Origin of the sequence: Pseudomonas sp. RGM2987 (assembly GCF_022952855.1) — a bacterium.
GTDB lineage: Bacteria > Pseudomonadota > Gammaproteobacteria > Pseudomonadales > Pseudomonadaceae > Aquipseudomonas.
In genome coordinates, this window is record NZ_JALJDX010000218.1 from 134,614 (window position 1) to 157,945 (window position 23,332).

A 23,332-nucleotide genomic window follows, 5' to 3' on the forward strand; every position below is an offset into this window, starting at 1 on the left:
CTTTCAGATCCTGAACCTGCGGCCGATACAGGCCTGCTACACATTTCTGCTGGTTCTTAAAACAACAATCTTCCAGCCAACCGACGACAAGCAGCACAACGTTCCTGGAGGAATTGAATGAATAGCTGGTTTGGCAACATAAGCGTCAACATGAAATTGGGCCTGGGTTTCGGCCTGGTGCTGGTCCTCACCTGCCTGCTGGCCCTGACCAGCTGGACCAGCCTGGGCGGGTTGATCAACCGCAGCAACTGGATGAGCGACATTACCCAGCTCAACGCCGGCCTGACCAAGCTTCGCGTCACGCGCCTGCAATACATGCTGGCCAATGGCGACGAGACCGCCGCGCAAAACGTGCAGACCACCCTCGATGGTTTCGTGGCGCAACAGAACAACTTGCTCAGCACCTTCAAGAGCCCGGAAAACCTCAAGCTGCTCAAGGAGCAGAGCGCGATCATCAGTGCCTATCAGGTTTCCCTGAACAAAATGCGCAGTGCCTACCGCACCGGCAACACGGCCCGTGACGCCATGGGTGCGAACGCCGACATTGCCTACAAACTGATCGAGGCAATCAACACCGACGTACAGCAAATGGCCCTGAGCGACGAGCGCTTCGAACAGTTCAAGGCCATCACCCAGGCCAAGCAGGAGTTCATGCTGGCCCGCTATGAAGTGCGCGGCTACACCGCCAACAGCAACGCCGATACCGAACGCAAGGCCGTCACCCAGCTGGACGCTGCCATCGCTTCGCTCAAGCCGCTGAACGAACATTTCTCCAGCACCCGCCAGGATGAAATGCGTCAACTGGAAAATGCCCTGACCCAATACCGCAGCGCCTTGCAGGCCTTCAAGCTGGCCACCGCCGATGTGGTGCAGGCACGCAAGGAAATGACCGACCAGGGCACCACCATCGTGACCTTGAGCGAACAGCTGTACCAGATTCAACTTGACCGCCGGGACGCCGAAAGCGCCCAGGCACGGACCCTGCAACTGGTCAGTACGTTGCTCGCCTTGCTGGTCGGTATCGTGGCCGCGATCATCATCACCCGTCAGATCACCGGCCCGCTGCGTGACACCCTGGCTGTGGTCGAGCGCATTGCCGGTGGCGATCTTTCCCACAATGTCATCGTTACCCGTCGCGATGAACTGGGCGTGCTGCAACAAGGCATCGCACGCATGGGCGTGACCCTGCGCGACTTGATCAGCGGCATCCGCGATGGCGTGACCCAGATCGCCAGCGCCGCCGAAGAACTGTCCGCCGTCACCGAACAGACCAGCGCCGGGGTCAACAGCCAGAAAGTCGAGACCGACCAGGTCGCGACCGCCATGCACGAAATGACTGCCACAGTGCAGGAAGTTGCCCGTAACGCCGAAGAAGCTTCTCAAGCAGCGGCCGCCGCAGACGGCGAAGCCCGTGCCGGCGACCAGGTGGTCAGCGAGGCTATCGCCCAGATCGAACGCCTGGCGAGCGAAGTGGCTCGTTCCACCGACGCCATGACCGTGTTGCAACAGGAAAGCGACAAGATCGGCAGCGTCATGGACGTGATCAAGGCTGTGGCCGAACAGACCAACCTGCTGGCCCTCAACGCCGCGATCGAAGCGGCACGCGCCGGGGAGGCAGGGCGTGGCTTCGCGGTCGTCGCCGATGAAGTCCGCGGCCTGGCCCAACGCACGCAGAAGTCCACCGAAGAGATCGAAGGCCTGGTGGCCGGCCTGCAGAACGGCACCCAGCAAGTGGCCGCCGTGATGAACAACAGCCGCAGCCTCACCGACAGCAGCGTGGCCCTGACCCGCAAGGCCGGCGCATCCCTGGAAAACATCACCCGCACGGTGTCGAACATCCAGTCGATGAACCAACAGATCGCCGCCGCTGCCGAACAGCAAAGCGCCGTCGCCGAGGAAATCAGCCGCAGCATCATCAACGTGCGCGACGTGTCCGAACAGACCGCCGCCGCCAGCGAAGAAACCGCCGCCTCCAGTGTTGAACTGGCGCGGTTGGGGAATCAGTTGCAGATGATGGTGAGTCATTTCAGGGTTTGATCTTAAAAAACGCCCGTCCCCGGGGATGGGCGTTTTGTGTGAGGTATGACTCAAGCGTTCCAGGGGTTGATGATTTCAACCCCTGAGAACTCGAAATCTCTGATATTGCGAGTGGCAATCAGCGCCCCGTGAGTCCGGCAAATCGCTGCGATTTGCGCGTCGGCCATGCCAGCTGCCCTCCCCTTGGCCTCACATGACGCAACGAGGGTCGCGTACTCAACCGCTGCATGAGCATCAAAGGGCAGGATCCTGCCAGCAAAATCCTCTTCAAACATTGCCATTGCATGGGACTCAAGCTTTTGCTTGCGCTTGCCAAAGGAGAGACGAGCGATCCCATGAAGAATCTCCGCCACCGTAACAGCGCAAATGACCAGGTCCATCGCGGGCTGCGAATCGACCCATCCCAGGACTTCGGCGCTCGGCTGCGCCCGCATGAACTCTGAAATGACATTTGTATCGAGCACTATCATTCAGAGAGATCCACCGCAGTAGCTTTTTCGTCACGCGATGGCAAATCCAGCTCTACACCTCCCATGGCACTGAATCTGTTTCGGATACGGCTCCCTAATCCTCCTTCCGAGCTCACTCTTGCCAGTGCGCGCCCGAGAATCAGCCGGGCTTCTTCCTCCATGGAATGACCGTTGTGGGCTGCCGCGATACGCAGTTGCTCCTTTATCTGATCGTCCAGGTTACGAATAGTGATGCTGGCCATGGTACCTCCATGCGATCAATGAAATCATTGATCTCAAACTAGTTAAAAGCGCTTACATTGTCCAGCCGCTACTTACTAAATCAATGGGAGCACTTCTCAACCGTCACCACCGGTCGATCAAAGCCACCGCTCTACGTGTCTCCCTTTCGTACGACCCCTCCCTCTTCGTCCTACCGCCTTTTTTCAACCTCTCCTGTACGGTCTCTCCTGAACAAGTACCTTCGTTCGAACAGGAGTTAAACCACACATGGACGTCAGCAACGACTCGCTGCTGCACAGGCTCGTCACCTTTCCCGACGACGATGGCAGCGCAAAAGCCAGCTTCATAGCAGCCTTGCAGCGAATGGGGTTGAAGTCGGTATTCGACATCGTGCGCATGGGCAAAACGCAGTTCGCTGTTGAGCTGGGCAAGCATACCGACGCGGATGTCGGGCAGGCCTATGACAGCGCAGCGAGTTACGCCCAGCAGATCGGCCGTCTTTACCAGCAACAGCAATTATCGTCCGGCGATACCCGACGTCGCATTGGACGCGGCCTTAAGGCGGACTCAACGTCGGACTCCGTCAGCTATCAGTCGCTGTTCAAAGAGAACTGGGAGCAGTTCTGCAAGGACGGCGACATCGCCTCCATCGACTCACCCGTGGCTTACCTGCGGGCGCTGTATCTGTTTGCCGGGCAACTGGAAAACGCATCGTCATCGCCCCACAAGATCACGCTGGCGCAACGGCGCCCGGACCTCAAGGCGCTGATGCTCGATCACCAGAGTGCCTTCGTCGCGCAACCGATGCTGGGCATCGTCAATAACACCCTGCTCAGCGCGATCGAGGCTCATATCGCCAACGCCGGCAAGACCGTCCACCAAGTCTTGTCGAGCGAACATTATCCCTTCTCCCTGCCCTACGACCTGCATCATCACCAATGCCTGCTCGGGCTGGGCGCAGATAAACCGGCGCTGGGTGAGTTGAATTATCGGATAAGCCTGACGCTGCCGTTCTCACCCGGCGACGCAACCTACGGGCACGTTTCACAATCGCGAGTCGAGGCGCAAAAACTGCTGTCCGGGCTCAGCGCCGAGCAACAGAAACTGCTCCTCGCACCGGTCAGCTCAGACGGTGACCTGCGAGTCCTGGAGAAAAGCTATGGCACTAAAGACACCCGGCGCCTGCATGAGCTGACCTTCTTCAAGGAACGCACCGGGTTGAGCACCGAACAGGTCGAGCAGTTGCTGGCGCAAGGCACCTACCTTCCGCGCACCTCGACCAACAGCCCTCCCGCCTCTCATTCCAATTATGGGAGCGGCTACATCAACGGGCCCGAAGGGACACCGGCCCTGGCGATTGTCCAGCCCGCGAATACCCTTGGCGGCACGTCCCGCGAACGTTTCGCCCGCATGCAGCGAATGATCCGGTTGCAGCGCTGGACCGGCATGTCCGTGGCAGAATTGGACACGCTGCTCGTCAACGCGTTGCGCTCGGAATACAACGACGACATGACGCTCAACACCAACACCTTGCGCACGCTGGGCGTCTATCGGTATCTGAACCGTCGCCACGGCATCGCGCCTCAAGAGTTCGCTTCTCTGCTGCACGACATGCCGATTTCCGCTTGCGGCCAGCAGGTTCCGTTGTTCGACCAGGTGTTCAATCGCACCCAGTTGCTCGAACGCCCCCGGACAGAAGTGCTGGTCATGACGGATCTCAAGACCTTCAGCTACCTCGGCGCCGGCCTCGGGCTTGGCATTACCCAGGATGCGCTGTTGCTGCTGGCGAAGCAGACCGAGAAGTACCATTACTCGTTCAAGTACGACCTGCCCACGGTCTCGTCACTCTATCGCCAGGCCCGCGTTGCGCGGATGTTCGGGCTGTCCCCCGCTGAATGCACGATGCTGGCACGCGTGTTGGGAGGGTCATATTTTTGCGAAATATTAGTCACCGGTGCACTGAACGCCACACCGTCCACATCCTCCGACATTCTCGACGTGCTGATGGCCCTGGATTGGGCAGTCGACTGGCTCAGGCAGAACAACCGTGACGTGACCCAGTGGTGTCGGCTGTTCGACACAACCGAAGATGACTTGCCGCTGAATCAGAACCTGGAAGAACGCCTGGCGATACTGCTGGCAGAGCCTATCGATCCCGGTGATGAACAGCGCCTGGTGGAAACCCTGTTGCACGACCTCGTCGACTTGTCCGCCGAGTACATCCCTGGCGTGTTGCAAATGGCCGGCACCACCGCCGCCGAGATCGTCTCTGCCATCCAGGCGTCGCCGGGGAAAATGCCCCCGCCCTTGGCCTCGCTACTGCGTACCGCCCAAGCGTGCCATGGCCTGCATCTGAGTAGCAGCGCGCTGCAACGGCTGATCAGCCATCCCACGTGGCTGGCGTCCAGCAACCAAGGCACCCTCACGCCCCAGACACTGTACCTGCTCGAACGCTTCAGCGATTGCGCCCGCCATCAGGTCCGGTCGGAAGAACCGCTGCTGCATTATTTGCAGCTCGCCAACCAACCCGGTTCGGCGGCGGACACCAATCGCCTGCTGGCCAAGCTACTGAATTGGGACACAACCGAAGTAAGCGACCTGACCGCCCAACTAGCCCACCAACGCGCCCAGTCAATGGAAACCGTGGATTGGGTCATACGCTGCCAGGCGTGCTGCCAGCGCACCGGCCTGTCAGCAAGCCTCCTGCTCAAGGCCTGCGCACTGAATGCGGACAGCGAAACAGCGGATTGGCGCACCGTCGGCGAGGCGCTGATCGCGACCTGTCACTGACCCGCCCTTCTTCAACATTCAAGGATTGAATATGACCGTTGCGATTAAAAAGCAGTTGGATGAAAGCCTGCGCGATGCGTTGCTGGCGCTGTACCTGAACAAGGTCGTGCCCGATAACGCCGTGACACGTAACCTGACGCTCAAGACCGCCGAAGATCTCTACGAATACTGGTTGCTCGATGTGCTGGTGGGCCAGGACGTGCCCACTACCCCGGTGGCGTGTGCCATCGCCAGCCTGCAGCAGTACATCCACCGCATCCTGATGAATATGGAACCCGGCTACGACTCGGCAAGCCTGGCTGCCGAGCACCTGCCGACCTGGCGCAACCAACTGCATCAGTACGCCAGCTGGGCCGCCCATCAGAAGCTGCTCTATTTTCCAGCGCTTTACCTGGACCCGTTACTGAGGGCCGATAAGAGCGACAACTTCCGACAACTGGAAAACGACCTCAGCCAGAACCGGCTTCAACCCGATGCCGTGCAGTCAGCCGTCATGGCGTACCTGACCCGGTTCGAAGAAGTCGCCAACCTGAATATCCTCAACGGTTACATCGATGGCGAGGACTTTGCCAACAGCACCTACTATTTCATTGCCAAATCCCGTACGGAGAACAGCTACTTCTGGCGTTCGTTGAACATGGCGCAGCGCCCGCTCGATGGCCCACCACCGCCCCCGCCGGCTCCCGCACTAAAACTGGACCAGCCGGATCCGTCTGCCTGGTCGGACTGGGAAAAGGCCAACGTCCCTATCCCCGAGAACGCCGCCGAGCACACGATTCGTCCCGTCTGGTTCAACAACCGTCTGTTTGTCGTCTGGGCAGAATGCATTCATCAGGACCCGTCAGCCTTCAGCAGCGACCCCACGAGTGCCAACGCAGCGCTACCCGGCAGCCACCGCCCGCTCTTGCGCATGAGCTATTGCTTCAAAAAATCGGATGGTAGCTGGAGTACTCCGCGGGTCGGCCTGCAAGGCTATTTCGAGAACACGACACTTGGCAGCAAGGACGTGGAGGCAATCAAGGCATCGATCAGCACGGTGGCTGTGCATCACCGCCAAGGCTCGCACGAAACGTTGTTTCTGGCCTTGTGTGGCTATGCGCCGAAGACGGATTCGCGCATCACCAATGGCAGTGTCCTGACCTTCATCAAGTCGACTTGCATCGATAAGCACCTCACCCCCGAGCCGGATAGCTCATCCTCTACTGCTGCCGAGAAAACCCTCACAGAGGCCGCCGTCCAGCGCATTCAAACAGCGACGTCTCTGGAAGTCGGGTTCGCAGAAACCGACCTACCCAGCAACATGGACGTCACCATGTCCGATTTCGAAGGTAACGTCGAAGGAGGCTATCGAGATCGGATACACATCAGCCACATCAAGAGCGCTTCCACGCTCACGCTGCGTATGACGGCAAGCATCGCCTTTACCCAGGCTGGGTCGGTTCCAACCCGGTCAAGGGACGAGATGCGATTGAGAGTCCATAACGCCCCTCATCGTGAACCGCAAATGACAATGTATCTGGTGGTGCCTGCCCGAAGCCTGCCACAAACACCTTATATGCCGCTCAGTGAGTTCTCGGGCCTCTATCTCACCGACACCCAGGCTCCCTTGGACCGCAGCTACAGGTTTTCCTTCACACACATGGCTGATGCGCTTAGAGACAGTGAGCAGTCGCCGGGTATCACGCTGCAGTCCAGTCACATGAACCTTGAAGGGAAATTCGTTTCTACAGCCGCCATACGAAACTTGATCAAGGTGAGCCGGCTTCGTAATAACAGCTCCCAAACCCGATACTCGGAAACCGTAACGCTACAAGCAGAGCACTCCAAAGCCATCGACGTGGAGGGCGTCATGGTTCTCTGTGATGAGCCGCTGGACAAACAGTATGTGGTCTTCCGGCAACCCGAGGCGCCGCCCCCCCGCCCCCTGACCTACGAGGACCTGACGGTTGTGGCCGAGTCCACCCCCGCAGAGCTTCTGCCGGATGCCTTTGAGTTCCCATGGCCCAGCACCGAGCTCAATGCGGACGGTGCCACCCTCTTTCTCGGGGTGGCGTTCGTGCATCCCCGAGAACCGACAAAGAAGCTCTATTCCATCCTCAAAGCCATCACCCTGAAGCGCCCCCTCAAGCGCCAACAACCTCCGGGCATCACCCAAGTCACGACGCCTGGGCTCGGGACCACCCAGTTCATCGATTTCTCCAGATCCGCGATCCAGAACAGTGATCCCAACGACCGATTACGCCCGCCAATCCGATTGAACACGGTGTTCGCCGCCGAACTGGTCCGTCGAGCCGAGAACAGCCTGGATGCGCTGTTCGACTTGGCGACCCAACACCTGCCGGAGCCCTTCGTGCCCGGTGACTCTAGCAACTGGATGGATTTTCACGGACCTTATGGCCGCTACTTCACCGAGCTGTTCCTCTACGTACCCTGGCTGGTCGCCCAGCGGTTGAATACCGAGCAGCGATACGAGGACGCTGAACGCTGGCTGCGCCATATCTTCGATCCGGGTCGCAACAACGGCGACCACTGGAGAAGCATGCCGTTGATCGATAACGGCAGGCCTTCGTACGCCAGCCAAACGCCCCATGCCCCCCACCAGATTGCCCTCAGTCACCCGGTGCACTTTCGCAAGGCGTTGTATTTTCTGTACCTCGATATCCTGCTCAACCGAGGCGACGCCGCGTACCGCGAGCTGACACCCGACAGTCTCAGCGAGGCGAAGCTCTGGTATGCGCGGGCACTGCACCTGCTAGGGCCTCGGGCCGAGGTTCAACCACTTGTTCAATGGCCACGTATCAGCCTGCAAACGTTGAGCGAAACCAGCAATGAACACCTGCGCCGGTTCGAGTACGCGCTGACAAACTCCACCGCCAACCACGCACTCCACCTGTTGGGCGAAAGCAGCTCGCCGCCGTCCCTGCCCGCCATCGATACGCCGTATCTGCGCGTCCCCTTCCATCCCGAACTGCGCAAGCGCTGGGACATTACTGAAAGTCGCCTGTACAACTTGCGGCACAACCTCGACATCGCCGGCAAGCCGCTGCATCTACCGATGTTTGCGCCTCCCCTGGACCCACACGCATTGACCAGCGCCAGCGGCCTGGACCTTTCGCGCAGCGCAGCAACGAGGTTACCGAACACCCCGATCCCACCCTATCGCTTCACCGCTGTGTACAACCAGGCCCAGGCGGCAGTGGAAAGCCTGTGCCAGTTTGGCGCCGCCTTGCTCTCGCTGATCGAACGCAAGGAGCAGGCGCAGTTGCAGGAACTCCAGCAACAGCAAGCCTGGGACCTGGCGAAACGGTCCGTCGACCTGCATCACCAGGCGCTCAACATCGACCGGCATAACCGCCAGGCACTGCTGGCCAGCCAGGCTGTCGTCCAGGGTCGGCTGCACCATTATCAGCAGTTGCTGGATAACGGCCTCAGTGAAATCGAGACCGAGGCCAGTGAGTTGTACTTGAGCAGCGGCTCCTCGGAACTCGATGCATCGAACGCACAGGTCGTGGCGGGCAGCCTGATGATGATGCCGAACATTTTTGGTTTCAGCGTGGGAGGCAGCCGTTGGGAAGGAGCGCTGCACGCTGCCGCTGCCTTGGCCCAAGGCGGCGCCATCAGGGATCGCACCTGCGCCCAGAACCTCGACCGTACGGCACAATTCACGCGTCGTCGGGAGGACTGGACCCTGGCCCACGATCAGGCGCGGCTTGAATTGGCTCAGATCGACGCCCAGCTGGGATCTTGCGCCGCGCAGGAAACCGCCACACGCCTGCAACTGCGCCTGGCAGAGTCGAGCCTGAGCCAAGCCAAGGCCAACTACGACTTGCTTAGCAAGCGCTTTACCAAAGCGCAGTTGTACCAATGGCTGAACAGCCAGTTCGCCGCGCTCTACCGCCAGGCCTACGACGCAACCTCGGCCCTGTGCCTGGAAGCTGAAGCCTGTTGGCAATATGAGCTGGCGGATTTCAGCACGCGGTTCATCCAACCCGAGGCCTGGAATACCACCTATCGAGGACTCGGCGCGGGCGAGCAGTTGAAACTGAACCTGTTGAATATGCAGGCCCAATACCTGCGACGTCACGAGCGGGAGCTGGAAATTCGCAAAACGGTGTCGTTGCGGCATCTGAAGGATCAGGCGCCAAGCAGCCCTATCAACCAGGATTGGGCGCACATTCATACCGCCTTGAAGGAAGGCCAGTGCAAATTCGAGTTGACCCACGAACTCTTCGAAGACGACTACAAGGACCAGCAACATTATCTGCGGCGCATCAAGACCATCAGCGTCTCCCTGCCGGCTGTTGTGGGCCCCTATGAAAACATTCGAGCCACACTGACCCAGACCGCCAGCAAAGTGTTCTTGGCTGCAGGTGATCGAGGCGAAGCCATTGAGAGCCGGCGCGCCCACCAACAAGTTGCCCTCTCAACCGGCGTCGATGACAACGGTCTGTTCACCCTGAACTTCAACGATGAACGCTACCTGCCCTTCGAATACACCGGCGCCATTTCCAAATGGCAGCTGACCTTCCCGAATCCGGAAAAACAACAGGACCTGCTTGAATCGCTGACCGACATCATCGTGCATGTCAGCTATACGGCCCGGGTCGGCGGAGGTTCCCATGAATGAACACAGCGCGCTGCCCGTGTCCGCGCCGTCATTGCCCAAAGGTGGCGGCGCGATCCAGAGCATCGGCAAAGGCCTGGGCACTGTCGGCGTCCACGGCACGGCGACCTATGAAATTGCCCTGCCGATTTCGCCGGGCCGTGGCTTTGCCCCGCCTTTATCGCTGGCTTATTCCAGCTCGGCCGGCAACGGCGTGTTCGGCATCGGTTGGGGCCTGTCAATGCCGAGCGTGGCGCGAAGCACCCGCCACGGTGTGCCAGCCTATGATGACGATGACGAGATCATCGGCCCCGACACAGTGGCGTGGTTGCCCGAGCGCGATGCACGGGGCGCTGTCCATGCTACGCATGTCCACCGCTACAACAATCTGGAACTGGGCAAGCGCTACACGGTGGTCCGTCATCACCCGAGAGTCGAAAGCCGCTTCGATCGGATCGAGCATTGGTCGTCGGCGGATGACAAACCGGGATTCTGGCTCGTACACGGTGCCGATGGCTGCCTGCATGTCTTCGGAAAAACCCTCTATGCGCGTCGAGCCGATCCCCGGGATGCGAGCCGTGTCGGCGAGTGGCTGCTGGAGGAGAGCCTGAACGCCCACGGTGAGCATATTCTTTACCACTACAAGACCGACACGAGCGCCCAGCGTTATCTGAGCCGCGTGAGCTATGGCAATTTCCAGGCCGATGCCGACCTTTACCTGTGGCACGCCGACCGGCTGGCGTCTGCGCAATGGCATTTCGAACTGGTGGTCGACTACGGCGAGCGGAGCACCGAGTACGAACACGTACCGCGCTATGAAAGCCAGCAATGGCTGGCCCGGGGCGATGGTTTTTCCGGCTTCGCCTACGGCTTTGAATTACGCACCGAACGACTGTGTCGCCAGGTGCTGATGTTTCACCGCTTTGCCGGGGAATGGGGCCCCGATCCCGTACTGGTGCGCCGCCTGCTGCTCGGCTACCGCCAGACGCCCCAGGGTTATCACCAGTTGGTCACGGCTCACGACCAGGGGTTCGGGGAGGCGCAAACCATCGATAACCGTCCGCCGGTCGAGTTCAGCTACAGCGTGTTCACCCTTCCTGGGGAATCCAGCGCCTGGCAACCTTGGCAAGACATGCCGGGGCTCGACGAAGCCACGGGTTATCAATGGGTGGATCTGTACGGCGAAGGCCTCCCCGGTCTGCTCTATCGGGGCGAGGCGTGCTGGTACTACCGTGAGCCCCTGCGAGCCAAGGCCGACAGCGATGACGTCGCCTACGGTCAATGGCGAGCGCTGCCGCGGCTTCCCGTGGCGGATCCGGCCAGCCCCGTGCAGCAAGCACTGATCGACCTCACCGGCGATGGTCGACTGGACTGGGTCGTCGCCCAACCGGGACTGAGCGGTTTTTTCTCCCTGGGCCCGGATCGAGACTGGACGGATTTCGCTACCTTCAAGGCGTTCCCCCCTGCGTTCTTCAGCTCGCAGGGGCAGTTGGCCGACCTGATGGGCGCCGGCCTCAGCGACCTGGCGTTGATCGGCCCGCGCAGCGTTCGTCTGTACGCCAACCTGCGGGAAGACGGTTTTGCCCCCGCCCGTGAAGCAGCCCGTGACGTCGAGGACGATACCCTCCCGATCATCAGCCACTGCCCCAGCGAACTGGTGGCGTTCAGCGACGTCCTGGGCAGCGGCCAGCAGCACCTGGTGCGCATTCGCCACAACGAAGTGAAGTGCTGGCCGAACCTGGGCCGTGGGCGTTTCGGCCAAGGCATCGTGCTGGGCTCGCCTGACCTCGCGCACGAAAATTTCGACGCCTCGCGGATCCGCCTGGCGGACCTGGATGGCTCCGGCGCCGTCGACCTGATCTACCTGCAAGCGCATCAGGCGCTGATCTTCATGAACCGTGGCGGCAACGGCTTCAACCCACCCGTTGCCCTGCCATGGCCGGGAGGCATGCGCTACGACAGCTTATGCCAGGTGAACATCGTCGACTTACAGGGGCTGGGCTGCTCCAGCCTGATCCTGAGCGCGCCCCACAGTGGGGGCCGACACTGGCGCTGCGATTTCGTCAGCGCAAAGCCCTACCTGCTCACGGGCACGAATAACAACGCCGGCGCGGCCAACCGCATCCGTTACCGAAGCTCGGCGCAGGAATGGCTGGATGAGAAAGCGCAGAGGATGGCAGCCGGCCAGCCCCTGACCTGCCACGTGCCTCTGGTTCTGCATGTGGTTTCGAGTCATACCCAAGTGGATGAAATAACCGGCAACCAACTGTCCCGCCGCTACGCTTACCGCCAGGGTTACTACGACGGCAAGGAGCGGGAATTTCGCGGCTTCGGCCTGCTGCTGCAAACCGACCATGAAACCCACCCTGCCGATACCGATCCCCAGGGTTTCACTGCGGCCTGCCTGAAGAAGAGCTGGTTTCACACCGGGCAGGCACCCGACCTGTCGCGTAACGCTTATAGCCACGCCGACCCGCAGGCCGTCGCTCTGGGCAAGACAGTACTCTGCCAATACCAGCCGGATACCGGCAACGACACATTCGTCGCTGCCCCTAGCCCGGCCACGCTTGATGAAATGTCTCGCGCCCTGAGTGGCCTGTTGTTGCGCAGCGAGGTATTCGGCGGCGGCACGACCCTGTATTCGACCCGGGAGAACCGCTATGGGGTGCGTCTGCTCCAGGCACCCGAGGGCAAACGGGGTCATGGGCGGATGCTGCCGCTGCTGCTGGAGTCGAACCATTATCAGTACGAAGGCTTGAGCGACGACCCGCAATGCCGGCATACCTTCAATTTGCAGCATGACGGGTATGGCTCACTGACCCACAGCGTCGACGTCCATTACGCCCGGCGTAAAACCGTCAATGACTTGCCCCCGTTCAATGACCCCGACCAGCAGCGCTGGTGGCGCGATGCGCATGATCCGGCGCAACAGTTTCATTACCTGACCGAAACCCGCGCCGAGTACATCCATTTGCAAGGCCCGCAAGCCTGGCGCCTAGGCCTGCCTTATCGCCAGCGCACCAACGCCTTGAGAAAAGCCAAGGCACCTGAAGCTGACGCAATGAGCACAGCGGACATGACCCATGAAAAACTCAGCGAACTCGCCCGAAGCACCCGTTGGACGTCCACCAGCGTGCTGACCGGCCTGTCCATTCAACGCTACAAACACACCTCAAGCGCAGAAACCCTGCCAGACGGTGTCGCCCACTTCGAGGCTCTGGCCGATCATCGGGAAACCGCCGAACTGGACGAAACCGCATTGCAAGCCTTCCACCTGTTACCGCAGGCCCAACGTCCAAAAGGCAAGCTACTCGAAAGAAGCGGCTATCACCCCATGGACCTGTTTCTTCCCGAGCCTCCTCCCGGCAAAAAAATCTGGTCAGTCAAAACTGACTTCGCGACCTACGCCCCGCTGCAGGGCTTCTACAGGATCCAGACTTCGCAAGCGAGCCAGAGCCACGGCGTGACCGAGTACAGCTACGACCGCTATCGCTGCTTCATCACCGCGCTCAAGCTGCCCGACGGCTGTGTCACCCGGGCGCACCACGACTACCGCTCACTTCAGCCGTGGCGCATTACCGATCCCAATGGCAATACCCAGGAAAGTCTGGTCGATGCCTTTGGTCAGGTGCTGGCCAGCACCTTCTACGGCAGTGAGTACAACAGCGCCGCAGGTTTCAAGCCGCTCGCGCAGTTCAAGCGGCCGCGCTTCACCAGTCCCACCGAAGCGATTGAACAAAGCAGAGAGGCCCTTCAGGACGCCGCCACCGCCCTCTACTACGCCCCCTTCAGCTGGATGGGTCACGTGTCCAGTACGGCCATGGCAGATACCGACTGGTTGGCGCGCTGCGTGCTCAACGGTGACCTGCTGCCCAGCGGGCACATCTGTGCATCGGCCCGAATCCGCCTGATGGCGCTTCAAGCACCCTCTGCCGACGACCTGAAACTGCAAAAAGAAGTAGAGGCCTCGGCACGTGAGCCGATGCACATTGCAGCGTTGGTGGCCGACCGTTATCCCGGCGACCCGCAACAACAGATCCGCATCAGCCTGACCTGCTTCGACGGCTTCGGGCGTACGTTGCAAAGCAAGCAGCAGGTCGAGCCAGGCATGGCCTACGTCGTCGACGCCCAAGGCGCGCTGACGCTCAATGACAAGCGACCTCTGGAGCAAACCGCTGCGAGGCGCTGGCGTGTCAGCGAGCGGGTGGAATACAACAATCTCGGCTTACCGATTCGCCTCTACCGTCCTTACTTCGCCGACCAGCATCGCTACATAAACGACGTGTCCTTGCGTCAGTTCGGTTATTGCGACCGACAGTTCTACGATCCGCTGGGCCGCCCCTCCCACACGCGGCTTGCCAGTCAAAGTGGCATCTCCCCCATGCGCCGGCACACCCGTCACGCCTGGTACACCCTGGACGAAGACGAGAACGACACCCTGGAAGAGACCATGGCCGAACATGACCCGACCACCGGAGGTGCGGCATGACCCCACGCCTGCATCGTAAAGCGCCGACAATCAATGTCGTCGACAGCCGGGGATTGTCCGTGCGACAAGTCGCTTACTGCCGGCGCCACGTGGACGACCCCACCCAGGCGCGCATCACCCGTCAGGCCTTTGACCTCGCCGGGCGCCCCGTTGCGCAATGGGATCCCCGACTCTCCGGCGAAGCACCGCAAGCCAACCTGACCACCGTCTACAGCTTCTCCGGCAAGCCCCTACGGGTAGACAGCCTCGACGCCGGCTGGCGCCTGAACCTGCCGGGTGATGCCGGCCAGATCCTGCGTTGCTGGGACCAGCGAGGGCACCGCTGGCGCACCCACTACGACGATCAATTGCGGCCGATCGAGGTCCAGGAACAAGGGACGCAAGAGGGTCTGCGCCGGATCGAATGCCTGCGCTACGGCGACAGCTCGCCCACCTCGGCGGCCTACAATCTCTGTGGTGCCTTGACCCGTCACGATGACAGCGCGGGCTGCCTGTCCATCAGCAACTATGGGCTGTGTGGCAAACCGCTTGGCCAGGTCAGGTACTTCCTGGTCGATTGCGCATCGCCCAATTGGCCGGCCGATGAAAAGGACCGCGACGGGCTGCTGGAACCGGGTAATGGCTACGCCACCAGCTGGCGCTACGATGCGTTGGGGCAGCCTATCCTGCAGGCGGATGCGGCGCAGCACCAACAGCGCTATGCGTTTGATGTCGCCGGCCAACTCAAAGCCGTGAGCTTGAAATTAAAAGGCGCTACGGCTGAGAAAGTCGTAGTACAAGACCTGGTCTACAACGCATCTGGCCAGGTCGAATCTCAGGCTGCGGGCAATGGCGTCATCAGTCGCGCCGCGTTCGACCCGGCCAGTGGTCGCCTGGTCGCCCTCAGCGCGGCGGTGTCCGGCAGCACCTTGCAGGATCTGCGCTACACCTACGACGCGGTGGGTAACGTCACCCAAATTGAAGACAGGGCCCAACCGGTGCAGTTCGGCAGCAATCAGCGGGTCGACGCCATCAGTACTTTCAGCTACGACAGCCTCTATCAGCTGATCAGCGCGACGGGGCGCGAATCCTCGGGTCTGACCGGCAACCCCAGCCTTGCCAAGCTCAGCCGAGCACCGTTCGATGCCCGGCAGCTGTTCAGGTTTACCGAACACTACGAATACGACGCCGGCGGTAACCTGATCGAACTGCGCCATGTCCGCGACCGCAATCACTACACCCGGACCTACAACGTTGCCGCGACAAGTAATCGACTCACGTCCTGGAATACCGGCCACTCAGCGCCCGACGTGACGGTTGGTTTCGACGACAACGGCAACCAGCAGACGCTCGGTCCAGGCCGGGCGCTAGAGTGGAATACCCGCAATCAACTGGCCAAGGTGACGTTAGTCCGCCGTGAGGACGGACACGACGACACCGAACGTTACTGCTACGACAGCGATGGGCAACGGGTTCGCAAGATACAAACCACCCGGGCCGCGACGGTGACGCACACCCGGGAAGCCCGTTCTCTGCCGGGCCTGGAAATTCGCACCCGTCCTAACGAGCGCCTGGAAGTCATAACCGTGCAAGCCGGTCGTTGCAGTGTTCGCTATTTGCACTGGACTGAAGGCCGCCCGGCCGGTATTGCGACCAGCCCGTTTCGCTACAGCCTCGACGACCACCTGGGGTCCAGCACGATGGAACTCGACGACGAGGGTTGGCTGATCAGCCAGGAAAGTTACCTGCCGTACGGTGGCACTGCGTGGGCGGCGTCCCGCTCAGCCGTGGAAGCCGACTATCGAACCATTCGTTACTCCGGCAAGGAGCGCGACGCCAGCGGACTGTATTACTACGGGCAGCGCTACTACGCGCCGTGGTTGCAACGCTGGATCAGTGCCGATCCGGCGGGGGCAATTGACGGGCTGAACTTATATTGCATGGTGGGTAATAACCCCGTGCGGTACAACGACCCGAACGGCCATGACAAAGAAGAGTTCAACATCAGGAAAGAGATAGCGGCTTATCCGAATATTCTGTCCCAGGTCAACAACCGGGTCAGCACGCTGAACCAGCAGCTGTACAACAGCATGAGTACAAAAGACATCACCAAAAGTGTCTTTCAGCGTTACGCCTACAACGCCTTCAAGAACGCGGCATCGCTGGGTGCAGGGGCCTTGGCGGCGCCGGCAGGGCTGATTGCCTCATGGTCGGCCATGAGCGGCACCGCAGCAGGCATCGACAGCCTCGCCGGAAAACTGGATGCGACGCGACATCTGCCTGAGTCTGTCTACCCACAAGTCAGCCGACTGGACCCCGACGATATCGAGCATGAAGGCCGGACAGCCTTTTATGACCTGAACGCAAAGTCCCGCAAGGCCATCAAAGACCTGGACCCGCGCGAAGCGACCGGACAAAAGAAAATATCGTTGATGGTGACCAATTTCATCTTGACCAAAGTACTTCGGGTTCCGGGCGCATGGATCGCCAACTTTGAAGCCTCTACCCAAGCCACCAAGACCTCGAATGGAATTCCCGGACAAAAAATCCAACGCTTGAACGATGCGCTGCTTGAGCTCGACGGATACCTGGAGCATGACGCCAACGCCATCAATGCTGCGTTCGATCGGCTTGGGGTGGAGGAGTTTTACGGCCCGGGCGCGAAAGGGCTGCTGAACCGGACCCTGGACCAGATGACCGATCGAACCGACACGGCAGGCGCCCGGACATTGCGCCGTACGCAGATGCAGCAGCAGATCCACGCCACTCGGGCAACTATCCAACACGGACGGGAACTGCTGTTCAGGCTGAACCAATACAACCAGTCAATGGGTCGATACGCGGCCGCCTAGCATTCACGACAATGGGGGATCGCTGTCCGGGCATCTGCTGCGCAGCACGGGTTCAGGCACTGATCGCATCAGTAAACACCAACCGATTCCCAAACGGATCGACCACCGTCATGTCCTGGCTTCCCCAGGGCATGGCCTGGATCTGTGGCCGTGCAAAGGTGTACGACTTGGCGAGCAGTTGTGCCTGGAACACATTTGAAGACTCCGACGAACCCGTGGCGAGGGAGCTTGCTCCCGCTGGACGCGCCAGCGTCCCCTGCCGTGTGATGATGTAAACACAGGGGCTGCTTCGCACCCCAGCGGGAGCAAGCTCCCTCCCCACACTGACTCATAACCCCGCGTGACTTCCCCGCGCCAGGAACCGCCCTCCCCTGCGTCCATTCGCCTGGCCTTCGCCATAACTCAGGACGCCGTTGACCCACACGCCATCAATGCCTTCGGCAGCCCGTTGCGGCTCGATGAAATCGGCGACGTCGCGAATGGTCTGTGGATTGAACAGCACCAGGTCGGCCCAATGCCCTTCACGAATTTCACCACGTTCCTTCAGACCGAAGCGTGATGCGGACAACCCGGTCATCTTGTGTACGGCTGTATGCAACGGAAAAAGCCCGACGTCACGGCTGAAATGGCCCAGCACCCGTGGGAAAGCCCCCCACAAACGAGGATGGGGAAACGGATCTTCGGGCAGGCCGTCGGAACCGACCATGGATAACGGATGGGCGAGGATCTTTCGCACGTCGGCCTCATCCATACCGTAGTAAACCGCGCCGGCCGGTTGCAGGCGCTGCGCCGCGTCCAGCAGTGACACGTTCCATTGAGCGGCAATATCGATCAGGTCGCGCCCGCCCATCTGCGGATGCGGCTTCGACCAGGTGATGGTGATGGGATGGGCATCAGTCACCTGCTTGAGGTCCAGGGTCGAGGAGCTGGCCGCGTAGGGATAGCAGTCACAGCCGACCGGATGATTTCTTGCAGCGTTTTCCAGCGCCGCGAGTACTTGAGGACTACGCCCCCAATTGCCGACGCCCGCACACTTGAGGTGGGAAATGATCACTGGGCTTCGGGCGTGCCGACCAATCTGGAACGCTTCGTCCATGGCTTCGAGCACCGGCTCGAATTCACTGCGCAGGTGGGTGGTGTAGATCGCGCCGAACGCACTTAGCTCTTCGGTCAACTGCATGACTTCATCGGTGGACGCTGAAAACGCGTTGGCGTAGGCCAGGCCGGTGGACAAGCCCAGCGCTCCGGCTTCCAGGCTTTCGCGCAATTGCTGACGCATGGCGGCGATTTCTCCCACGCTGGCAGTGCGCAACAGATCGTCCATGTGGTTACTGCGCAACGCCGTATGGCCCACCAAGGCGGCGACATTGACTGCTGGCCTGGCCGTTTCCACCGCCGCGCGATAGTCGTCGAAGCGCGGATAGGCGAACGCCTGGGAAGGGCCGAGCAGGTTCATCGGGTCCGGCGGATCGCCCCGCAGGCTGACCGGCGCGGCGCTGATGCCGCAATTGCCAACAATCACCGTGGTCACGCCCTGGCTGAGCTTGGGCAGCATCTGCGGCTGGCGGATCACCACCGTGTCGTCATGGGTGTGCACATCGATGAACCCCGGCGCCAGCACACGGCCGGCGGCGTCGATTTCCTCAACGGCGCGGGCGTCGCTCAGATCGCCAATGCGCTCGATGCGGCCAGCGCGAATCGCGACATCGGCAGGGTAGCCGGGGGTGTCGCTGCCATCGATGAGCAGCGCGTTGCGGATCAAAGTGTCGTACTGCATGTCAGTCTCCCAGCGGCAGCTCATCATCGCCGCCGCGGTAGTCGTCCAGGGCGAGTTTGACCCGCCGCAGGCGCTCTTGATTGTCTTCGGGGTGCGCCAGTGCCAGCTCGGTGGCGAGCACGTCGATGGCCAGCAACATGCCGTAGCGCGCTGCCGTGGGTTTGTAGATGAACGAGGTTTCGGCGCCTTGCAGGGGCAGCACCACATCGGCCATTCGGGCGAGCGGTGAGTCGGCGCGGGTAATCGCCAGGATTGGCGCACCGTAACTGCGGGCCAGTTCGACAGCGCCGAGCAGTTCCGGGGTAATGCCGGTGAGTGAGCAGGCGATGACCAGATGCTGCTCGCTCAGCGACGTGGCAGTGATGCGCATCATCACCGGGTCGCGGCATGCGGCAATCGGATAGCCGAAACGCACCAGGCGCACCTGCAACTCCTCGCTGCACAAGGCCGACCAGCCACCGAGCCCGAACGCATGGATCATCCGCGCCTTGCCGAGCATCCGCACGGCATCGGCGAACCGTGTCTCTTCGAACGCCGACAGATGCCGACGCAGGGTGGACTCGATATCACCGACGATCTGCCCATAAAACGCCGACTGTTCAGGGGCACCCGTCGGGTCGAGAAAACGGCGGCCGACGCCGCTGGCCTGGGCCAGTTGCAGACGCAAGTCCCGCAGGTCGCGACAGCCGACGGTCCGGGCAAAGCGCGACAACGTAGCACTGCTGACTTCGGCGCGCTGGGCCAGGTCTTCGAGGCTGGCGGAGGCGGCAAATCCTACGTCGTCGAGCATCAGCCGGGCGATTCTTCCTTCGCCTGCGCTGAAGGAATCCTGGCGGGATCGGATCTGGTAGAGGATGTCCATGACGGCTCCTGTTTGGTTGCCTTGTGCTCAGAGCAAACGCGCGAGCCCAAGGGTCAGGCCGAACGCGACCACGGAAATCAGCGTTTCGAGCACCGTCCAGGTCTTGAAGGTTTGCGCAACGGTCATATTGAAGTATTCCTTGATCAGCCAGAAGCCGCCGTCGTTGACGTGGGAAAAGATAACCGACCCGGCCCCGGTGGCCAGCACCAACAGTTCGGGGTGCGGGTAGCCCAGACCGATTGCCACGGGGGCGACGATGCCCGAGGCCGTGGTCATCGCCACCGTGGCCGAGCCCGTGGCAACGCGCATCAAGGCGGCGAACAGCCAGCCCATGACCAGCGGCGACAATTGGAATTCCTGGGCCAGCCCGACGATTTGCTGCGTGACCCCGGCGTCCACCAGGATCCGGTTCAAGCCGCCACCGGCCCCCACCAGCAAAGTAATGCTGGCTGTGGGGGCCAGACATTCATTGGTGAACTTGAGGATCGACTCGCGGTTGAAACCCTGGGCCAGACCGAGGGTCCAGAAACTGAGGATGGTCGCCAGCAGCAAGGCGATCACCGAGTTGCCGATAAACAACAGGAACTGGTTCAAACCGCTGCCGGGCGTGGAGATCAGGTTGGCCCAGCCACCGATCAGCATCAGCACCACGGGCAGCAGGATCGTCCCCAGGGTCACGCCGAAACCCGGCAACCGCGCACGCGGCTCGCGGTCGAGAAACTGCCGCTCCAGGGGGTTATCGGCCGGTAGCTGGATGCATGGCACGATGAACTTGGCATACAGGGGACCGGCGATGATTGCCGTGGGAATTCCGATCAGGATCGCGTAGAGCAAGGTTTGCCCCACCGAAGCCTGGAACGCCTGCACCGCCAACATGGCCGCCGGATGCGGCGGCACCAGGGCATGGACCACAGACAGCCCGGCGACCATCGGCAGCCCGACCATGAGGATCGATACCCCGACCCGCCGGGCCACCGTGAAAGCGATGGGCACCAGCAGCACGAAACCGACTTCAAAAAACAGCGGCAGCCCCACCAGGAACGCAATGCAGACCATGGCCCAATGAGCGTTGCGCTCGCCGAAGCGTTCGATCAGCGTCTGCGCCATGCGCTCGGCTCCGCCGGACTCGGCCATCATCTTGCCGAGCATGGTACCCAAGGCCACCACCAGCGCGATGTGCCCAAGCGTCTTGCCCACCCCCGCCTCGTAAGCCCCTACGACACCCGACGGCGGCATGCCGGCCAATAGCGCCAGGCCAATGGACACCAGGGTAATCACGATGAACGGATTGAGTCGGTAACGGGCGATCAGAACGATCAGGGCAATGATGGCAATGGCCGCGTAGACCAATAGCCAATAACCGAAAGCAGGTGCCATGCGGGACTCCTCGAACAGGGTCACATCTATGAGTTGTGAAACTCATAAAACATTTCCACGGAAAATCCTCAAACTCATTGAAAGTTATTTTCGTGCCCAGACAAGAATTGTCGCTGCCAGACATCGCGACACAGCGCCGATGAAAATCCACCACTGAATTTTCGTCTCCAGGCACAACCCCCTGTGGGAGCGAGCCTGCTCGCGATTGCGGCCTGACGTTCACCGCGGATGTCGACTGACACTCCGCTATCGCGAGCAAGCTCGCTCCCACAGGGGAATTTCCGTACCATTGCCCTCTGCTTTTGCACCACTCCCCGGCAGCCGACACTCCACCGGCGCCCAGTCAGGTAAACCATGAAACCAGCACGTCTTCGCGCCGACGTCCTCGCCGGCCTCACCACGTCTTTCGCCTTGCTCCCCGAATGCATCGCCTTCGCCCTGGTCGCCCACCTCAACCCGCTGATGGGGCTGTATGGCGCCTTCATTATCTGCACGCTGACCGCCCTGTTCGGCGGCCGTCCGGGCATGGTATCGGGCGCGGCAGGATCGATGGCGGTGGTGATCGTGGCGTTGGTGGTGCAGCACGGCGTGCAATACCTGCTGGCCACGGTACTGCTGGGCGGACTGATCATGATGGCGTTCGGGCTGTTGCGGCTGGGCAAACTGATACGCATGGTGCCGCATCCGGTGATGCTCGGTTTCGTCAACGGCCTGGCGATCGTCATCGCGCTGGCGCAGTTGGAGCATTTCAAGAACGGCGAGACCTGGCTGAGCGGCGGCCCGTTGTACCTGATGGCCGGGCTGGTGGTGCTGACCATGGCCATCGTCTATCTGTTGCCGCGCCTGACCCGCAGCGTGCCGCCGGCCCTGGTGGCGATCCTCGGGGTTGGCCTTGCGGTGTATCTGCTCGGTTTGCCAACCCGGACACTGGGGGACATGGCCCACATCGCCGGCGGCTTGCCGAGCCTTGCCTGGCCGGACATCCCGTGGAATCTGGAGACCCTGCGGATCGTCGCGCCTTATGCCGTGATCATGGCGTTGGTGGGTTTGCTGGAAACCCTGCTGACCCTGAACCTGACCGATGAAATCACCGAGAGCCGCGGCTATCCGGACCGTGAATGCGTGGCCCTGGGCGCCGCCAACATGGCCTCCGGGCTACTGGGCGGCATGGGTGGTTGCGCGATGATCGGCCAGACGATGATCAACTTGAGCTCTGGCGGGCGCGGGCGATTGTCCGGCGTGGTGGCCGGGATCATGGTGCTGCTGTTCGTGTTGTTCCTGTCGCCGCTGATCGAGCGCATCCCGCTAGCGGCGCTGGTGGGCGTGATGTTCGTGGTGGCGCAGCAGACGTTTGCCTGGGCCTCGTTGCGGGTGATCAACAAGGTGCCGGCCAATGACGTTTTGGTGATCATCGCAGTGACGGTCATCACGGTATTCACCGACCTGGCGATTGCCGTGCTCTGCGGTATCGTCATCGCGGCCCTCAACTTCGCCTGGCAACAGGCTCGGGAGCTGTACGCCGACACGCACCTTGAAAACGATGGGAGCAAACTCTATCGCCTGCACGGCACCTTGTTCTTCGCCTCGACGACGCCGTTCCTCAACCAGTTCGACCCGGCCGACGACCCGCCCGTGGTGACCCTGGACTGCCGCCACCTGAGCTTCGTCGACTACTCGGCCATCGCCGCGCTCATGACTTTGCGTGAACGCTACGGCAAGGCCGGCAAGCATCTGCGGGTGTTCCACCTGTCGGAACGCTGCAAGCAGATGCTCAAGCGCGCGGGTGTGCATCACGACTGAAAAACCTGTGGGAGCGGGCTTGCTCGCGAAAGCAGTGTGTCAGTGACGAATCGGGGTCTGACAAACCGCTTTCG

General features: G+C 61.2%; 11 protein-coding genes and 1 pseudogene. 6 read left to right on the forward strand and 6 right to left on the reverse strand.

From position 1 onward, the window contains the following. The first annotated feature begins 117 nt into the window (after positions 1 to 117). Entirely contained in the window at positions 118 to 2,037 is a 1,920-nt protein-coding gene (locus RGM2987_RS23640; RefSeq protein ID WP_245145217.1) for a methyl-accepting chemotaxis protein, read from the forward strand. A gap of 50 nt (positions 2,038 to 2,087) precedes the next feature. Here the strand turns inward: RGM2987_RS23640 and RGM2987_RS23645 are convergent, their stop codons facing one another. Then, the gene (locus tag RGM2987_RS23645) at positions 2,088 to 2,507 is read right to left on the reverse strand and encodes a type II toxin-antitoxin system VapC family toxin (RefSeq protein WP_245145218.1); all 420 of its coding nucleotides are present in this window, start codon (positions 2,505 to 2,507) and stop codon (positions 2,088 to 2,090) included. Continuing rightward, the gene (locus RGM2987_RS23650; RefSeq protein WP_245145219.1) at positions 2,504 to 2,749 is read right to left on the reverse strand and encodes a plasmid stabilization protein; all 246 of its coding nucleotides are present in this window, start codon (positions 2,747 to 2,749) and stop codon (positions 2,504 to 2,506) included. The genes RGM2987_RS23645 and RGM2987_RS23650 overlap by 4 nt, the downstream gene beginning before the upstream one ends. Before the next feature lie 247 nt (positions 2,750 to 2,996). Here RGM2987_RS23650 and RGM2987_RS23655 point away from each other — a divergent pair, with 247 nt between their 5' ends. From RGM2987_RS23655 to RGM2987_RS23670, 4 genes are read left to right on the forward strand one after another with little or no spacing between them, the layout of a single operon-like run. Continuing rightward, complete coding sequence (locus tag RGM2987_RS23655; RefSeq protein WP_245145220.1) at positions 2,997 to 5,519, forward strand: Tc toxin subunit A; 2,523 nt, start codon at positions 2,997 to 2,999, stop codon at positions 5,517 to 5,519. A gap of 31 nt (positions 5,520 to 5,550) precedes the next feature. Continuing rightward, positions 5,551 to 10,146 carry a neuraminidase-like domain-containing protein gene (locus tag RGM2987_RS23660; RefSeq protein WP_245145221.1) on the forward strand — a complete coding sequence of 1,532 codons (4,596 nt, stop codon included), beginning with the start codon at positions 5,551 to 5,553 and terminating at the stop codon, positions 10,144 to 10,146. Then, entirely contained in the window at positions 10,139 to 14,611 is a 4,473-nt protein-coding gene (locus RGM2987_RS23665; RefSeq protein ID WP_245145222.1) for a SpvB/TcaC N-terminal domain-containing protein, read from the forward strand. The genes RGM2987_RS23660 and RGM2987_RS23665 overlap by 8 nt, the downstream gene beginning before the upstream one ends. Continuing rightward, positions 14,608 to 17,442: an RHS repeat-associated core domain-containing protein gene (locus tag RGM2987_RS23670; protein WP_245145223.1), complete on the forward strand. Its 2,835-nt coding sequence runs from the start codon at positions 14,608 to 14,610 to the stop codon at positions 17,440 to 17,442. Before RGM2987_RS23665 ends, RGM2987_RS23670 begins: the two co-directional genes overlap by 4 nt. A gap of 52 nt (positions 17,443 to 17,494) precedes the next feature. Here the strand turns inward: RGM2987_RS23670 and RGM2987_RS23675 are convergent. The 4 genes and pseudogenes from RGM2987_RS23675 to RGM2987_RS23690 form a co-directional block, all read right to left on the reverse strand. Then, positions 17,495 to 17,632 (reverse strand): annotated as a pseudogene (locus RGM2987_RS23675) (glyoxalase superfamily protein); the annotation flags it as partial. A 138-nt stretch (positions 17,633 to 17,770) separates the two neighbouring features. Further along, complete coding sequence (locus RGM2987_RS23680) at positions 17,771 to 19,219, reverse strand: D-aminoacylase (RefSeq protein WP_245145224.1); 1,449 nt, start codon at positions 19,217 to 19,219, stop codon at positions 17,771 to 17,773. A gap of 1 nt (position 19,220) precedes the next feature. Then, positions 19,221 to 20,081 carry a MurR/RpiR family transcriptional regulator gene (locus RGM2987_RS23685; RefSeq protein WP_245145225.1) on the reverse strand — a complete coding sequence of 287 codons (861 nt, stop codon included), beginning with the start codon at positions 20,079 to 20,081 and terminating at the stop codon, positions 19,221 to 19,223. Between the two features lie 27 nt (positions 20,082 to 20,108). Continuing rightward, entirely contained in the window at positions 20,109 to 21,458 is a 1,350-nt protein-coding gene (locus RGM2987_RS23690; protein WP_245145226.1) for a gluconate:H+ symporter, read from the reverse strand. A 354-nt stretch (positions 21,459 to 21,812) separates the two neighbouring features. On the opposite strand from RGM2987_RS23690, the gene RGM2987_RS23695 reads away from it, so the two are divergent. Further along, positions 21,813 to 23,258, forward strand: coding sequence for a SulP family inorganic anion transporter (locus RGM2987_RS23695; protein WP_245145227.1), 1,446 nt, complete (start codon positions 21,813 to 21,815; stop codon positions 23,256 to 23,258). Positions 23,259 to 23,332 lie beyond the last annotated feature (74 nt).

Bases quoted from the DNA above. Each gene is read 5' to 3' on its own strand.
- RGM2987_RS23690 (WP_245145226.1), bottom strand. From the start codon at position 21,458: ATGGCACCTGCTTTCGGTTATTGGCTATTGGTCTACGCGGCCATTGCC.
- RGM2987_RS23680 (WP_245145224.1), bottom strand. From the start codon at position 19,219: ATGCAGTACGACACTTTGATCCGCAACGCGCTGCTCATCGATGGCAGC.
- RGM2987_RS23670 (WP_245145223.1), top strand. From the start codon at position 14,608: ATGACCCCACGCCTGCATCGTAAAGCGCCGACAATCAATGTCGTCGAC.
- RGM2987_RS23645 (WP_245145218.1), bottom strand. From the start codon at position 2,507: ATGATAGTGCTCGATACAAATGTCATTTCAGAGTTCATGCGGGCGCAG.
- RGM2987_RS23665 (WP_245145222.1), top strand. From the start codon at position 10,139: ATGAATGAACACAGCGCGCTGCCCGTGTCCGCGCCGTCATTGCCCAAA.
- RGM2987_RS23695 (WP_245145227.1), top strand. From the start codon at position 21,813: ATGAAACCAGCACGTCTTCGCGCCGACGTCCTCGCCGGCCTCACCACG.
- RGM2987_RS23650 (WP_245145219.1), bottom strand. From the start codon at position 2,749: ATGGCCAGCATCACTATTCGTAACCTGGACGATCAGATAAAGGAGCAA.
- RGM2987_RS23660 (WP_245145221.1), top strand. From the start codon at position 5,551: ATGACCGTTGCGATTAAAAAGCAGTTGGATGAAAGCCTGCGCGATGCG.
- RGM2987_RS23655 (WP_245145220.1), top strand. From the start codon at position 2,997: ATGGACGTCAGCAACGACTCGCTGCTGCACAGGCTCGTCACCTTTCCC.
- RGM2987_RS23685 (WP_245145225.1), bottom strand. From the start codon at position 20,081: ATGGACATCCTCTACCAGATCCGATCCCGCCAGGATTCCTTCAGCGCA.
- RGM2987_RS23640 (WP_245145217.1), top strand. From the start codon at position 118: ATGAATAGCTGGTTTGGCAACATAAGCGTCAACATGAAATTGGGCCTG.